Origin of the sequence: Empedobacter tilapiae, from assembly GCF_004785645.1 — a bacterium.
Taxonomy (GTDB): domain Bacteria; phylum Bacteroidota; class Bacteroidia; order Flavobacteriales; family Weeksellaceae; genus Empedobacter; species Empedobacter tilapiae.
In genome coordinates this window covers 179,151-195,181 of the sequence record NZ_SRPE01000008.1, presented here as the reverse complement: position 1 = coordinate 195,181, position 16,031 = coordinate 179,151, and the positions used below count along the sequence as shown (strand labels likewise).

The 16,031-nt window shown below is 29.3% G+C and carries 10 protein-coding genes and 3 tRNA genes; 3 read left to right on the top strand and 10 right to left on the bottom strand.

All coding sequences use genetic code 11. From position 1 onward, the window contains the following. The coding region (locus E4J94_RS12565; RefSeq protein ID WP_394346082.1) for an RNA polymerase sigma factor at window positions 1-445 on the bottom strand (445 nt) is incomplete at its 3' end. A 2,770-nt stretch (window positions 446-3,215) separates the two neighbouring features. On the opposite strand from E4J94_RS12565, the gene E4J94_RS12560 reads away from it, so the two are divergent. Beyond that, window positions 3,216-3,569, top strand: a complete 354-nt coding sequence (locus E4J94_RS12560; RefSeq protein ID WP_135836142.1) for a helix-turn-helix transcriptional regulator — start codon at window positions 3,216-3,218, stop codon at window positions 3,567-3,569. A 504-nt stretch (window positions 3,570-4,073) separates the two neighbouring features. On the opposite strand, the gene E4J94_RS12555 is transcribed toward E4J94_RS12560, so the two are convergent. The 8 genes from E4J94_RS12555 to mce form a co-directional block, all read right to left on the bottom strand. Then, a complete protein-coding gene (locus tag E4J94_RS12555; protein ID WP_135836141.1) occupies window positions 4,074-4,466 on the bottom strand; it encodes a hypothetical protein in 393 nt (130 codons plus the stop codon). Next, window positions 4,463-7,963 carry a DUF6443 domain-containing protein gene (locus E4J94_RS12550; RefSeq protein ID WP_135836140.1) on the bottom strand — a complete coding sequence of 1,167 codons (3,501 nt, stop codon included), beginning with the start codon at window positions 7,961-7,963 and terminating at the stop codon, window positions 4,463-4,465. The genes E4J94_RS12555 and E4J94_RS12550 overlap by 4 nt, the downstream gene beginning before the upstream one ends. Window positions 7,964-7,974: 11 nt before the next feature. Further along, window positions 7,975-10,944: an RHS repeat domain-containing protein gene (locus tag E4J94_RS12545; RefSeq protein ID WP_135836139.1), complete on the bottom strand. Its 2,970-nt coding sequence runs from the start codon at window positions 10,942-10,944 to the stop codon at window positions 7,975-7,977. A gap of 2 nt (window positions 10,945-10,946) precedes the next feature. Beyond that, a complete protein-coding gene (locus E4J94_RS12540; RefSeq protein WP_246034327.1) occupies window positions 10,947-12,461 on the bottom strand; it encodes a T9SS type A sorting domain-containing protein in 1,515 nt (504 codons plus the stop codon). A gap of 1,103 nt (window positions 12,462-13,564) precedes the next feature. Further along, window positions 13,565-13,638, bottom strand: a tRNA-Ile gene (locus E4J94_RS12535). 29 nt (window positions 13,639-13,667) lie between these two features. Further along, window positions 13,668-13,741 (bottom strand) — tRNA-Ile (locus tag E4J94_RS12530). Window positions 13,742-13,771: 30 nt separating this feature from the next. Continuing rightward, window positions 13,772-13,845: transfer RNA gene (locus tag E4J94_RS12525), tRNA-Ile, on the bottom strand. Window positions 13,846-13,923: 78 nt separating this feature from the next. Continuing rightward, window positions 13,924-14,322 (bottom strand): methylmalonyl-CoA epimerase, encoded by a 399-nt coding sequence (gene mce, locus E4J94_RS12520; RefSeq protein ID WP_135836138.1) that lies wholly within the window; start codon window positions 14,320-14,322, stop codon window positions 13,924-13,926. 78 nt (window positions 14,323-14,400) lie between these two features. Here mce and E4J94_RS12515 point away from each other — a divergent pair, with 78 nt between their 5' ends. Both E4J94_RS12515 and E4J94_RS12510 read left to right on the top strand, forming a co-directional pair. Further along, window positions 14,401-15,156: a tetratricopeptide repeat protein gene (locus tag E4J94_RS12515; RefSeq protein WP_135836137.1), complete on the top strand. Its 756-nt coding sequence runs from the start codon at window positions 14,401-14,403 to the stop codon at window positions 15,154-15,156. Window positions 15,157-15,252: 96 nt separating this feature from the next. Beyond that, window positions 15,253-15,591, top strand: coding sequence for a hypothetical protein (locus E4J94_RS12510; RefSeq protein WP_135836136.1), 339 nt, complete (start codon window positions 15,253-15,255; stop codon window positions 15,589-15,591). Between the two features lie 53 nt (window positions 15,592-15,644). Here the strand turns inward: E4J94_RS12510 and E4J94_RS12505 are convergent, their stop codons facing one another. Next, on the bottom strand, window positions 15,645-16,025 hold the full coding sequence (locus tag E4J94_RS12505) for a hypothetical protein (protein WP_135836135.1): 381 nt from the start codon (window positions 16,023-16,025) through the stop codon (window positions 15,645-15,647). Window positions 16,026-16,031 lie beyond the last annotated feature (6 nt).

The following is a 16,031-nucleotide window of genomic DNA, read 5'->3' as shown; positions in this document are numbered from 1 at the left end:
AGAGTTCAATCAAATGTTTTCTTTCAACACTTAATAGGGGTAATACTTTTATAATTTCATCAAAATAGTGCTGTTGTCTATCATGGTCGATTAGGTTTTGAATATTATCTGCGGGATCATATCCAGCCAAATAACTTTGATAATTCTCATAACTTTCTAGCGAACTCACGCTCCTAAAAAACTTATTCTTCGGTTTACGATAATGCGAATAGCAACTGTGTTTCATTACAAGTTTCAAAAAGAAAAAGATATGATCAGGAGATTCAATTTTCTCACAATATTCCCATAATTTCAGAAACGTATCTTGTACCAAACATTCTACTACGAATTCATCCTTAATTATTTGTTTACCAATCCAAAAGATGCGTTTATTGTACCTAATATAAATACGTTCGAAGGCAGTAGAATTACCTTTTTTCAATAATTCAAATTCTTTTTCTAGCATAATAAGGGTGGTTTTAATTATGTCTTACGTGATACGTATTACGTTCTACGTTTTTACATTGTTTTTAAATTCAACATTAGTTTTAAAAGTCACTCCTTTTCCTGTACATCGCGCCAACTTTGTTTTGGGGAAAGGGGTTTTTGTTTTTTCATTTCAAATTTGTTCTTTATTTTCATTTTTTGAGCGCAAAAAACATTTGAAATTAAAAGGAGAAGCCATAGTATGGCTTAGGTATTCCTTTTCTTTAATGTCACTTTTTACTTGACTAAAAAGTAACCAAAAAGTCAAGGCCGTAAACCTCTCTACTAAAAATGTTCTCATTCCACTAAAGATTTTACAAACCCTACGGGCTAAAACCTTTTTAACGCTCCATTTAACCATTTTCTTAACGTGAGAGTTTTAATGCCAGTTTATTCTTCCTTTTTCAATATTCAAATTCGTTATCTCTTTCAAGAACGAATTCCAAAACCGTCATTGCTGAAAAGTCCAGTGTCAATTCGGCGTAAGGAGCGTTAAAAATGATTTACTGTTCGCATTTTATATGCGAATGATTTAAAGCATTTAGCGAATAGCCGTTATTGACCGACTTGTAAGCACAGACTTGACTTTTTTGGTTCGTTTTTGTGTCAAGACAAAAATGAATGTGAAATCCTTTCTATCACTTTTTTATTCATGGTCTTTATTATTTTATGAATATTGAATTCATATACCTTTCAGGGAAGAGAGCAAAAAAGTAATCAAAAAACTCTTGTCTTTGATTTTCGACTGTCAAAATAAGTTTCAGCCATTGAATGTTTTAAATCATTTACTACGCAAACAGTAAAATATTTTAACCATGACTTTCAGCTTTTTGACACTCGCCTCCAAATCATATGACGTTTTTTTTAATCCTTTTTTAATATTCAAATTCGTTGTTATTCATAGTTCGTCACAGAACCTCGTCCTTAATCTTAACCTCAAATACATACTACATTTTAGATACTACAATTCTCACATCTAATTTGTACATTTTACAAACTAAACACCGATACACGAACACCGAACAAACCATACGGAACGGATACACAATGGATACAGCGCGGATACACAACCGATACAGAAAAGTGTCATTTTCGATATACAACAATACAGGATTTTAACTCTTTTTAACACTTAATTTATCTAAACACAATAGAAACATAGGTTTTTGTCTTTTCATTTTAGAAAATATATAGTTTAGTAAACTGCAACATAGCAATCTACTTACTCTGTTAAGAAGATTTATCTTGTCTGTCACTCTTTATTTTCTCTACCCAGTTCTATGTACCTATGTGGTGAAATATTAATTAGTCAATTCTTTATCATTCTGAGCACAGACCTAACCCCACAAATTCCCCTTGGACAGTTTTAAAAATTATAATTAATAAATGAAATAAAATTTAACACTAATACATTCTATGAAGATCATTTACTCTCTTTATAGTTGTCTTCGGGGAATTAAATTTGAGTCTTTATCGCTTAATAATTTTGTTCACTATTTCTCCTTCCTATTCGTATATCCACCAATGAGGTTTGGATTTCTTTTACCATGTCAGTCATGGTTTTTATTTGTACATATAAAGGTATAGCACAAAATAGTCCCAGTAGCGAAACATAAGATTGCCTACTGAATTTGAAGTAAAATTTTCTCATAATTTTACATAGTTTTTTAATTCAACATTAGTTTTAAAAGCCATCCTTTCCAGTACATCGCGCCAACTTTGTTTTTGGGAAAGAGGGGTATGTTTTACGTTATCTGTGATATGTATTACGTCTTTAATCTTATTAACATTCAAATCCACTTTTAACAACGAATTTTAGAGTTGACATACGGTTTGCAGACGAGCTGCAATTCATTGAAACAAGCGTAAAAAGGATTAGTGAGCGTATGCGAATCATTTAATCTTTTTAGTGCGTGAGATGGGAATTGAACGTCGAAAATCTCAGTCTTGATTTTTTTGGTTCGTTTTTGTGTCAAGACAAAAATGAACATATAATTATTAATCAACTTGTAACAATTTTTCCCTAAGCTCCACTGGAGCTTCTCCTTTTAATTTCAAATTCTTAATCTCAAATGTTTTTTCATCAAGGTTCCCCGTAGGGCATATGAATTCATTTGAAATAATAATAACTTATGAATAAAAAATGAACAAATAATCATTTTCTTATTATCGTAATTATGTTCAGAACCTCATCTTTTTGTCATTCTGAACTTATCTCAAAACCTCATACTTAATCTGAATACATACTACTTTTTACATTTTACTTAATACTTTGTACATCATAAATACTTCACATTATAATTCTAAAATCTCAATACTAATATCTAACATCGACTATTAGAATCGAATAACCATCTGTGCATTTCTATTCTAAGAAACACATATTTTTAGAGAGAGTATTTTACTTGATTTGTAGAGGAATTAAACCAAGTATATTATATGAAGTTCGATGCGATTGTTATGGAAGAAACGACCAAAAACAAAAAAGGCGTGGAACTTATCTTAATTGCTTTGAGGTACTGGCATACCATATGGAACAATAGAAGACAACTCACGCCTAGGTCGTGAGCAAATCTACTTATTTTTCTCGTTCCATATTAAGAAAAGTGCCAGTTTTCAAAGCGAGACTTAAGTAATATTTACTTTATATTTTATTAAATAACTGTATTTCAATACCAAATATATAACAAAAATTTAATCAATACAAATTTGTATCGAATAAATTTTAATATAATTCCAAAATTTACAGTATGACTGTATTTTCCTCAGAAGAATTAGAAATAATAAATATTCATATTGGCTTAAATATTAGAATTCAGAGATTAAAAAAAGGTTTATCTCAGTTTGACTTAGGTGACTTAATTCGTTCGAACAACACTGCTATAGGAAGAATTGAAAGAGCTGAACATTTTAGCTCTTGGTCTAGTATTTTATTAATATGTCAAGTACTTGATATAAAATTTGAATCAATTTTTATCCTAGTAACTAAAGTACAACTGTATGAATTAATAGATATATGTTATTCTTTAGATAGTAAATTAACCGCTGAAAAAGAAAAATATTATAAAAATCTTAAAAATAAGATTGATCAACATTATAAATAATAAAAGCCAAAAGTAATTACTTTTGGCTTTTATTATTTAATCACTGCCAATTGTGTTAAAAATGTAATTTCATTTAATAAATATCTTTTAACATTCTATGACCATCTATAGAACAATAATTCAAATTATTTCACATTCCAAAAACACTTTACACAACAAGGCATACCTCTTATTTTGTCGTCTATATTTTATAATAACAAAATAGCCTATTTATTCGGGGTTTGTTCGAGTGTCCTTCGACAATGGTTCGAGAAAAAGGTTGTTTTGTCGAACAACAGTCGAACAACGGTCGAAGGATTATCGAAGAAGATACATCAAAAAATATATTTTAGTTGGTCTGTTATTTTTTGCGTTAAACAATATAACTTTATAAAATAACAAAAGGCAAACAAACGTTTGCCTTTTTCTTTATCGTGAATTAGTTCATTTGCAATTAATGTATTGTGTAATAACAACACTTCTGATACACTACCGTATAACAACACATTTGAAATAGAATAATCTTTATTTTATGTATCCTCTAAACACCTGATAGTTTTTATTATTTATGATTGAATCTTGATAATAAGAATTATCATCAATAGTTTTAAAATTTGCATATTTTTCTATATTTCCAAACTTATGAAAATTTGAGTATAATGCAACAATTTCAATTTTAGGGTTATTATTTTTTATATGAAATTCATAAAACCCATCAGAGTCATTAACTATAGGAATGAAATAATTCTTAGGAATGGAATTACAACTACATTTATCAAATGTTAAATAGAATTTATCTTCACATTTTAATTCGTATAGTTTAACACTCTGGTCTATATAATATTCTTTTTTATAATTATCATTACAACTTGATATCACAAAAACTAATATTAAAACAATAGCTTTTATTATTTTCATTTTCTAACAGGTTTATTTTTTGGGAAAAAGTAATAATTTTTAAATTTACTACTATATTTAACTCCTGCTTCTATAGCAGCCCCACTTTGAGGATCCTCACCATAATAGGGTTTGCTATTTAGATAATTTCCTCCCAAAACAGCATCTAAAGCTAAAGTCCCTAATGTAGCTATTTTATTATTTCCTGAAGCATTAAAAGCTCCGAAACCTTTTAAAAGAGTTTCGGTACCTACAATGGATTTTTCAGCTCTTTCTCCTGCTAAAAAATTTCCTGCATCCCTATAACTACCATACACGTCATCTTTACCATCAGTAAAAATAATTGATCCATCATATATACTTTCATCTTTCCCTATTGATGATTTGATATCAAATAATTGATTATTAGAAGCATTTAAACCGTAGTCTACTATACCACCATTGTGATTAATCAGATTTTGTATAGTTACTTCGTTTTTATTACTCCCAAAATTTATTTTACCACTAGGTTTATTAAAATCACCTCCTTTAGTAAAAGAATACTTGGTTAAAGAACGTCCCATCTTGGTACCTCCTGCAGAAGTATTATTTTTATTATATTTTGTTTTAATCTCATTTTCTGTAAATTTTTTATCACCATCATGTTTATAGATACCCAAGTCTCCATCATCTATTACTTTTATAACTTTTCCAAATTTATCAGTATGAGTAGAAGTCGCTTCCATTCCATCAGGGTCTATGAAGAAAACAGGATTATTAAAAGCGTAGTTGTAAGGTGAGTGTCTTGTCATTTTCTCAGCCAATGGGTCTATGTTAAACCATCTACCAATTGCAGGATCGTAGTTTCTGGCACCGTAGTCGTAAAGATTGATGTTAAATTCATCTTGCAGTTCTTTACCATTGTATTTGTACTTATAGTTAGCATTCGCAAGATTAGTATTATTATATCCACTATGTTTTAATCCAAAAGGATAATAGTTGTTTTCCTCCAATATTTTTAACGAGCCATTTGCTTCTTTCTGATAACTCAATCGTACATTACCCAAATGATCGGTGTAATTGTAGACATAATTAAATGCTGTACCATCTGTTACATTTACATAGCCTTCTGCTGTTGGAAAAAATTGTAATATTGGTTGATTCCCTTTTCCTGCTGCTAGAGAATACTGAAATCCATTTATATAATACGTTCCTTCTGCATTTGATAACAAATGATTCTGTACATATTTTGCTAACTTTACGCCATTCGCATCATACGCATAACTAATCTTATCTCCGTTTTCCCAAAGAACTTCTGTTGGTAAATTTAAGTAATTATACTTAATTTCTGTTATTCCTTTGTTTAAATCTTTGGTTAGATTTCCGTTAAGATCATAGGCGTAATCATCTCCATTTGTATTGCCGTCAATAAAACCTTGGGTTGCATATCCTGGATTATCCGTTACAGCTAATAATTTATTTGAATTTGATTGATAGGTATAGTTCGTATCATCTATCCAAATCATATTATTTGATAAATCTTGTTCTCCTGAACGAATGATTCCTTTTATATTACCATTTAAGTCATAACCTTTTATCACTTCGTTGTAGGCATTGACAACTTGATTTTGACCTTTAATATATGTACCCTCAATTAAACGATTTAGTCCATCATATTGATAATTATAACTTCTTATTGTATTATCCTTATCTGTTTTCCAAATGGTTTCGGAGATATTTCCGTTATGTAATGGTTTGAATTTTGCTGGGGCCCAATTTAGACGTGTTATTTTATCGTAATTTAAGCGAAAGGAGAATAAATCTCTGTTATTTCCTGTTTCTGTAATGTCTATATTATTAATATCCGTCATCCAACCACGGATGTTATATTTGTAATCAACCGTTTGTAGTGGTGCAGACATATTATCATTCCCAACTTTTTTACTCTTTAGTTGATTAATCTCATTATAAGAGTTCTGAACAATATATTCTTTTGGATTATTGTTGACTTGGTGTGTTTGATACTTCAACAATTCATTCGGATAATAATCAAACTCTTCTTTTATCGTAATCTCTGTTCCTGTATTAGTTGGTTTGTGTTTGGTAACTGTATTTTTAACCTTTCCTCTGAAATCTAAAATAGAAGCCGTTGTTTGATAACCGCCTAAATAATTATCCAAATGCGAAGCTATAGGACGTATATATTTTGCATCATAATATGTATATGCTTTGTTCCACGTTGTTTCTCCCAAAACATTTATATAACTCGCTACAGCTAAACTTTTGGTTTTTGTATCATCAGCTCCAATAACATTTTGATTATCTATAGACGATGGAGTAACGCCTAAATTTTGATAATGATCGTAATAATTAACAGATTGAACGGTTAAGCTTCCATTTGGAAATTGCGTATTGGTATAATAAATATTTTGTCCATTATTTGGAAATACAGCCGATACTCTTTCTTCATTATTAGCCGTTTTTTTATTGTTCAATGCGGCTTGCATTGAACCTCGTGTGGCTGTATTTTTAAAGAAGCCTGAATACACCATTCTTCCAAATTTATCGTATTTAAAGAAGGTCCATCCTTTATTTGTGCTTGTCCGTTGATTGATATCTTGTTGTAAAGTTAAACGATCTTGGTTATCGTACACCATAAATTCACGTCCTTTTCCAGGAAGTTGTTTTTCGACCAACCTGTTCTTTTCATCATAAAAATACTGGTAGCCTAATTCAGCAAGATTATTTCTATAAGAAATGATATTTCCATGATCAGTATCAATTAATTTAGGAGGTAAAACAAATGTTAAGTTTCCATAAATATCATACACATAATACGTATCATGATTACCAGAAGAATTTCCACTAATTGCGGGAATATTAATTCTTTTCAGAACAACTCTCCCTTCTTTGTCTTTAAATTCCTGAATAGGTTGTCCATTCTCATCTGTCGTCACAGTTTTATATAATGTTCCCGCTTCGTATGTTGTAATAGGATAATTTAAAGTTAAAACTGGCGTTGTTGTTGGATTATCTACGCCAAATTTATACACTTCTCCATCTACATTCGTATCATAACCAAATCTTATTTCGTGTGCACCTTTTTTCCAAGAATTCCCTGGCGCAGCTTGTGCCAATACTCTATTTAGAGGTGAATTCTCAAACGTTTTCTCAGAGAATGGTGTTGTATCACCTGTTAATGTAGAATAAAACGAATTTCCATTAGCTGAAGAACTGACAATAGTGTTAGCTGCTGATGTTATTGGAAAAGGTAAATACTCTTTGGCTTGACGTCCAAAACCATCATATTCAAACGGGGTTACAATCGTTTTTCCTGTTGGAGATCCAGCAACTTCTAAAGCTTGCTTCTCACGACCTAGACCATCAAAATAAACAACAGTTTCTTTCTTTTCAGAACAATCGGCTTTTAAACATTCAACTGTTTTAATGTAATTCTCTGTAGATGTTTGTGCATATACACTACCACTTCCTAAAGTGAAAAGCGTACCGTATATAAAATTTTTATAAAAGTGTTTCATTTCGCTTTAGCTTAGGGTTGTTTATAGTTGTACTGGAATGTTTTTAAAACCTCTTGTTTATCATTTACAATAGATTGCAAACGATTAGAAGCATCATATTTGTAATATTCTGTCTGTCCATTTGGTCCTGTAATACTTGTTACACCAACAAGTGGTTTGTACATATATGTTGTTATCATAGCATCAGGAATTAATGTTCGAATAGTCGATTGTTCTGCAACAGTCAAAGTTCCGTTTTGTATTTTAGTTAAATAATTTGCTAATTTACTTGTAACATTAGCAAACGTAAATCCTTCAATCTTAGCAACTGGATATTGACCTCCATATCCCCAAATAATAGCAACAGGAATTCTATTTTCTAATGTATATTGCGTTAGATTCCCTTTAGCATCATAACTGTTGTAAGTGATTTTGCGGTCGGTTGTAGTATTAATATTTATACCATTTCCTTTCTTTAGATGAACAGCAGCTTTCTGAATAATTCCATTGAATAAATTATATTGATTATGAACTTCTGAAATATATACTCCTTCAACACTTTGTTTGACAACAACTGGTTCTACAATACGGTTAGCATCCGTCAATTCTTTCATGTAATCTTCTTGTCCAACTAAATCTGGAGGATATTGGTATTCGGTCGTTAGTGTTTCGCCTTTACTATTTTGAGTGGTTTGTTTACTTAATTGTAAATGATTTGGACTATCGTAATTGTAGTTTGTTTCTGTGGTAATCGTTCCTCCTGATAGATAATCTTTTTCTTTTCTAGAGTCAACATACTCATATTCAGTAAAGAAAGGATAAAATTCATATTTAAAGTCAGTATAAGTCGTGTATGGAGAATTAGCTATCTGTTGTCTTGGTTCAATCCTAACATATTTGTTATTAATAAATGTAAATCCTTTAGTTGAATATCTTAATGTTTCTTCTTTTACTGGTGTTAAATCTCTAAAATGTATAGTTTCAAAAGGTTTTCCTATTCTCCAATAAAAAGGAGGAGTACTAAGCCTATACTGAGCATTAGAATCTCCAACCTCTCCTAAACTACTTTTAAAAGTATATTCTGTTTTTAATGTTTGATTATTTGATACTGTTTCTTCTATCACTTTTCTATAAGAAATTAACGAATTTGAAGACGTTTTTAAAGGAAAATTTATATGCCCATTAAGCTTATTAATTTCTTTGAAATAATCCTCTTCTACAACGATAGGTATACCAATCAAAACACCTGTTGAATACTCTACACCATTCAATAATTCACTATATTTAAATTTTCTTTCTAAGATTACACTATTATCAGAATCTTTATTTATGATGCTTTTTATTCTAAGTCCTCCAAATTTTTTTCCTGTGGTCATTTCTTCATCATAAAATGGCGAAAGAACTTCACTGTAATCATGATTTTCATAATCAAATTCTATAGATCCTTTCGTTGGATATATAATCTTTTTTAAAGCTCCTATCTTATTAAAATTTATATTTGGGTTTCTATTAGCATCTCCTACATATCTTAAAGAAGTACTATTGTTTAATGCTGTGAATTTATAAGATTGTTTAGGTATCAAACTACAATTATTATTTCCATTATAATAACCTGCCAAATCTTGCGAATAGGACAGTTTACTTGGTAATTCTCCTGAATAATATTCAATCTTATAATTATAAATATTTTGATCTTTTTCATCTTTATAAGAAATATTATCAAGCCTTAATCGATATCTTGACTTCTCATAATATTCTTTAAAAGAAGGATATACTTTACTTTTTGCACAATCTTCCTTTGGTAATGGATATTCATCATTAAAATAAGAATGTTGAAAATTAAAAGATTTGATAATTTTATTTGTACTATTATAAATATTTATTTTATCATATTTATATGATCTATGATCTTTTCTAACTGAAGAACTTTTTATAAATTCAGCTAATATTTTTTCATCAATATAAATTTTATCTAAAATAAGATCAGAAACATTACTTTCTGAATAAGTATTATAAATAATATTCACTTTATTATTGTCTACAATGGCATCTGAAGTAGGATATATGTTAAAATTATTGTTTTCATTATTTACATTCCAACTATCATATTTACCTCGTGAACCTAAAAAATTATCTGTTGTATTTATATACATGTATTGAGAAGTATGACTTATATTATCATATTCGTAAGGTATAGTTTGTTCTGAAATAGTATTATTTACATATGAAAATTTAACTTCTTTATTATTTTTAGTTATAATTTTAGATAAATACCAAGAATTCGTATAAGGAGGATTACTCGGTATATTACCGTATTCAGTACCGTATATAGTTGAACCAAAATCAATAGTTTGTGAATTTTCTGAACTTCCAAAGTAAAATTTATTACCTTCTGTATCTATTATAATAAAACTCTGAACATATCCATTAATAATATTTGATTCAATTAAATAATCATTTTTAGGAACACTTAAAAATTTTTTTTGAGTACCATCGAAATATAATCTAAAACTGTTTCCAAAAATATTAACAATAAATTCATCTGGTTGAGTATCTAAGGATTCAATACTATTTTCTAACCAAGCATATTCTACAGAACCTGGAAGACTAAATAAAGCATTCTTTGCTCTTTCTAAATTATCTAAAAAAGGAGAATTATAGTTATCTAAGGTTCCATTGATTTTTCTGTTGATGAATGACAATGTAGAAAGACTCCATCCTAATCCTATAGAACTAGCATTTTCATTTATTTTTACTCCATCACCATAATAATTAAGATTAATAGGTATACTTAAATTTTCAGATAAACCATAAGTAAACAAGGGTATATTAATACTTACAGAACCATTTGATAATGAAATGGGTTTCTCCAAATATTTTCCAATGGAAGAAACTTCTGGTGGATTAGGAATTATTTTTTGAAGAGGATTATTATAATCCTGTGCGCTAATATTACTTAATCCTAAAAATAAAATAGGAAGCAAGACTATATTTTTCTTCATAATTACTTTTTAATGATTTTAATAGATTCGGTTTGGTTGTCAGTGTTAATTTTTAGGATGTAAATACCTGCTGGGTAATTACCTAGAGAAATAGGCGTTGAGCGGTATTTCACCTCTTTGGTTTGCAAATATTGTCCTGTTAAATTGTAAACTTCAATAACCGCTTTTTCAAACTCTTTGTTGATTAAAACATTCACAATATCACGCGTAGGATTTGGATAGGCTTCGATATAGGTACGTTTTTCTGTAGAAGATTTATCACCTAATTTCACTAAATAAAAATCGGATTGTCCATTACTCCCTTTACCTTCTTGTGTTGAGTTTCCAAATAAAATAACTGAACCATCACGTGTTGTTATCGCTTTTTCAAGGTAATTGAATCCTTCTTCTCCAAATTGTTTCTTCCAAATTTCTGAACCATTTTCATCAAAAGTTTTAGCGATATAATAGCTTTCTATTGCATGATTGTTAGATTTTAACTGTTCTAACGTAGAGATTTTATTCGCTGTAAAAAGGTATTTATTGTCAATCAATTTGATTTCTGTAATAGACAAATCATTCTCTATTTCCAATTCGGTTGTTTTTTGAGTTTGAAAGTTAAAATCGGTTTGAATAACCTTTGGTTTTAACTTATTTTCAATCTTTTCTAGAATTGAAAACAAATAACCATTCTTATTTTCTTGAAAAGAAATCAATTGATTGTCTGTATTCAAATTTAAATTTTGCTCTGAAATTATTTCACCTTTTTGATTAATTTGAACAATCCAAGTTCCATTAGATGTTTGATCTATCGTTTTATTTCCACTTATAGGTGAATTCGAATCCCCTACTAAAACAAAACCATCTTTAGTCTCAGTAACTGATTTGATTTGATCATCAAAAGAACCTCCAAATGTTTTTTCCCAAAGGATTTCTCCTTTTTCATTTAGCTTGATGATATAATAATCATTTCCTCCAAAATTTTCGCTCTTTTTGTAGGAAGAAGGCGTTGAATTAGAATTAGCAGCAATTAAATATCCTTTATCCTTTGTTCGAATAATAGCTACAGGAATATCATTCCCATTTCCGCCAAACGAATTTTGCCACTGTATTTTTCCTTGTGCATCTATTTTAATAACCCAAATATCTTCGTTTCCTTGGTTTTCACTCACTTTATCGCCAGATTTAGAAGATGTAGAAGCTCCTGCTAAAACATAGCCACCATCAGAAGTGGATTGGGCGGCATATAAAAAATCTGAACCATTCCCGCCAAACGAGTTTTGCCATTCTTGTTTACCATTTTCATCCATTTTCCAGATAAAATAATCTAAACTTCCTTGATTTTTCTTTTGGATATCTCCTGTTGCATTAGATGCTGAACTACCTAAAATCAAGAAGCCATAATCGGGTGTAGAAATAGCATTGTAAAGATATTCTGCCTGTTCTCCTCCTATAGATTTTTCCCACAACACATCTTGTTGTGCTAAAATAGTATGCATAGAAAATAAACAGAAAACTGAGAGTAGAGCTTTCTTCATATAAATTAAATTTTATTTTTCGCAAAATTAGTCCTTTTTAGTTTATTGATTTATATTATAAAAGAAGAATAATATTGATTTAATTCATAAAATAAAAATCTCTTTTTAGATGAATAACATCTTATAAGAAATAAGTAAAGAAGAGTCTTAGTATATTTGAGCAATTCAAATTTACTTAGATTTAAATGTTCCAAATCTTAGAAAACTTACACCAAATAAATAGTATACATTCGTAATTTTTTGATAAAAATTCCCCCTTCAACAGTTTAAAAAAACACATTAATAAATGAAAACTAAAATTTAACACTAATTACTTTATAATGATCATTTATACTCTTTGTGTTGTCTTCGAGAGATAGAGTGTTAATCTGTTTACTCTATCATAATTTTACATAAGTTTTTAATTCAACATTAGTTTTAAAGCCTCTCCTTTTCCTGTACATCGCGCCAACTTTTTTTTGGGAAAAGGGTTTTGTTTTTACGTTATGCGTTATGCAAAACTATTTTTTTTTATATTCAAATTCACTTTCAAGAACGAATTTTAGAGCCGACATACGATTTGCAGACGGGTTTCAATCCATTGGAAACAAGCGTAAAAAAGATTAGTGAGCGTATGCAATCATTTAATCTTTTTAGTGCGTGAAATGCTAATTGAACGTCGAAAATCGCGATCTTGTAATGCTTTGCATTCATGAATACCTTAAAATAATAATAAATCATATGAATAACTTTTGATTACTTTTTGATCAAGCAAAAAGTAATATTCCGAAGCTTATAAAGCTTCTCCTTTTAATTTCAAATGTTTTATATCGAGAAAAAATAAATGAATTCAGATTGTCAAATACGTTGTTTTAGTACTTTTTACATATTAGATTGTATAACTTTCAAGATCTCATCCAACATATCATTTCGAGAAATCTAAATCTCAATCTCATTCACATTTCTGAAAACCTTAAAAAACTACTAATCGGCTCATCGTTAAATGAAAGCCTTTCAAGTCTACTTAAAAAAACATAAAAACTTCATTTATAATTAATTATAAAAAAAGAAAGAAGACTAAAAATTATAGACATAAAAAAAGCACCTTTAAAAAGGTGCTTTTGTGGTCCCACTTGGGCTCGAACCAAGGACTTGCTGATTATGAGTCAGCTACTCTAACCAGCTGAGTTATAGGACCAGAGAATTTCTCTTGTTATTTTCAATGTGTGGTCCCACTTGGGCTCGAACCAAGGACTTGCTGATTATGAGTCAGCTACTCTAACCAACTGAGTTATAGGACCAGAGAAAATTTCTCGTGTATTTTAATGTTGTGGTCCCACTTGGGCTCGAACCAAGGACTTGCTGATTATGAGTCAGCTACTCTAACCAACTGAGTTATAGGACCAGAATAGTAGCAATAAAAATAAAGAAGCTATTGCTTAATTCGTTTGCAATATTAAAGCTATTTTTTTTAACTTCAAAATTATTTTACATCTTCGCAAAGCTCTACCAATACACCATTCGTTGTTTTGGGATGCAAAAATACAATACGTTTATTGTCTGCACCCAATTTAGGTGTTTCATTAATAAAAGTAAACCCCTGATTTTTAAGACGCTCTATTTCTTCCTCTATATTATCTACACCAAAAGCAATATGATGAATTCCTTCTCTATTTTTTTCTAAATATTTTTCAATTGCACTATCATTTTTTTCAGAACCTACTAATTCAATCTTCGATTCGCCTACTTCAAAAAAAGAGGTTTTCACACCTTCCGACTCCACTACTTCTTCTTTATATGGAGCTTTTCCTAATAATTTTTCAAATAAATCATTCGATAAACCTAAATCTTTTACAGCAATGCCTAAGTGTTCTATTTTCATGTGAGTTGTTTTGTGTAAAGATAAACTTTTCTAATTTTTTTTATTTAAAATTTAAAGAGTTTGTTGTAATATTGAACTATGAGTTTTTATGAAGATGGGAGTCAATATCTCCGCAAAGGTCAGTACAGAAAAGCAGTTGATTATTTTACATTATCAATTAAGCGTCAAATAGAAGTGGCAAATTCATATTTCGGTCGTGGATTAAGCCAATATTACATGAAACAAAATACAGATGCAATCAAAGATTTTGATAAAGCGATTGAATTAGATGATAAAAATCCAAACTTCTATTTTTATAGAGGAATGGCAAATTTCAATCAATATAATCCTACTAAAGCAGCTGAAAACTTTGATAAAGTAATTGAGATCGATCCTAATAATTTTGTTGCTTATCATCAAAAAGGTTATGTATTGATGAATTTGAACAAATATGATGATGCAATTACATGTTTTAACAAAGCTTTGGAAATTAATCCTGAATATGAATCATGTTATCATAACCGTGCTTTTTGCTATGATCAATTACAGAAATTTGATCATGCAATTGAAGATTATTCGAAAGTGATTGAAATGAAACCTCATTTTTTATCATATTACAACAGAGGAAATACTTATTTCGTATTAAATGATTTAGATAATGCTTTAAGTGATTTTGATCAATCTATAGAACTAAATCCTAATCATTTTTTATCATATTACAACAAAGGAGCTATTCTTGAAAAATTAGAAAAGCAAGATGAAGCTATAGAAGAATACAAAAAAACTTTACAGTTAAATCCAGATTTTTATTTAGCTACAGAAAGATTAGCACAATTAGAAATACAAAAATCTTAAAAATCGTTTCTAAAAGAAACGATTTTTTTATTTCTTGACGTAAGTCAATGTACAACCATTTATGGTGTTGTTACTTTGCATTTTAATTAATCTGATATGCAAGTACAAATAGCTGTTTTTGGCAAAAACAAAGAAATTGTTGACACTTTAGATCGTATAATTAACAAAAATGAAAACTGGAAAGCATTTTGTACATGTACACAAGAAGAATTGAAGTGGTTTGTATCAACAAATACAATTCAAATTGTTTTATATAGTAGTGGAATTGGTTCTTCGGAAATAGAGAATGTTGAAGAATGGATAAACACCTATTTTCCTAAAATAAAACAAATTCATCATTTTGGTGGGGGAAGTGGTTTATTACAATGTGAGATTGATAGTGCTTTGAAAGGAATAGAACCTATTGGAAAACTTGAAATTAATTTAATTAGTTAATTAAATTGTTATATAAAAAAGACTTTTTAACTCAGATTAAAAAGTCTTTTTTTTTATATATTTTTTAAAATCCAATAATCACGTGATAATCCTACATCATTACGATTAATCTCAAGTTCATCACAAAAATCTAAAAATAATTCATCTAAAGTTTTATCAATTTTTGGTGTAGAACCTAATAATTTTGTCAAAACTGGGTTTGTTTCATTTTCTAACAATTTACCTGTAAAATTCTTGATGTCATTTTCCTGATAACCTAAGAAAGTACTTGGAGCAAAAACCATTACCTCATCAGTATCTATTACTAAAAAAGTTTTTGATTTTTTGATTAACTGGATTGATTTCTTTTTTTCTTGATCAGTTCCCATTTCCAATCCTTCTAGAAATAATTCTACATTGTCAAAAACTTCATCTTTATTCTGAACAAACTCCATTATATA

Coding starts and splice junctions, on each gene's coding strand:
- mce (WP_135836138.1), bottom strand. CDS start 14,322: ATGAAAATAGAACACTTAGGCATTGCTGTAAAAGATTTAGGTTTATCG.
- E4J94_RS12550 (WP_135836140.1), bottom strand. CDS start 7,963: ATGAAACACTTTTATAAAAATTTTATATACGGTACGCTTTTCACTTTA.
- E4J94_RS12515 (WP_135836137.1), top strand. CDS start 14,401: ATGAGTTTTTATGAAGATGGGAGTCAATATCTCCGCAAAGGTCAGTAC.
- E4J94_RS12510 (WP_135836136.1), top strand. CDS start 15,253: ATGCAAGTACAAATAGCTGTTTTTGGCAAAAACAAAGAAATTGTTGAC.
- E4J94_RS12505 (WP_135836135.1), bottom strand. CDS start 16,025: ATGGAGTTTGTTCAGAATAAAGATGAAGTTTTTGACAATGTAGAATTA.
- E4J94_RS12545 (WP_135836139.1), bottom strand. CDS start 10,944: ATGAAGAAAAATATAGTCTTGCTTCCTATTTTATTTTTAGGATTAAGT.
- E4J94_RS12540 (WP_246034327.1), bottom strand. CDS start 12,461: ATGAAGAAAGCTCTACTCTCAGTTTTCTGTTTATTTTCTATGCATACT.
- E4J94_RS12555 (WP_135836141.1), bottom strand. CDS start 4,466: ATGAAAATAATAAAAGCTATTGTTTTAATATTAGTTTTTGTGATATCA.
- E4J94_RS12560 (WP_135836142.1), top strand. CDS start 3,216: ATGACTGTATTTTCCTCAGAAGAATTAGAAATAATAAATATTCATATT.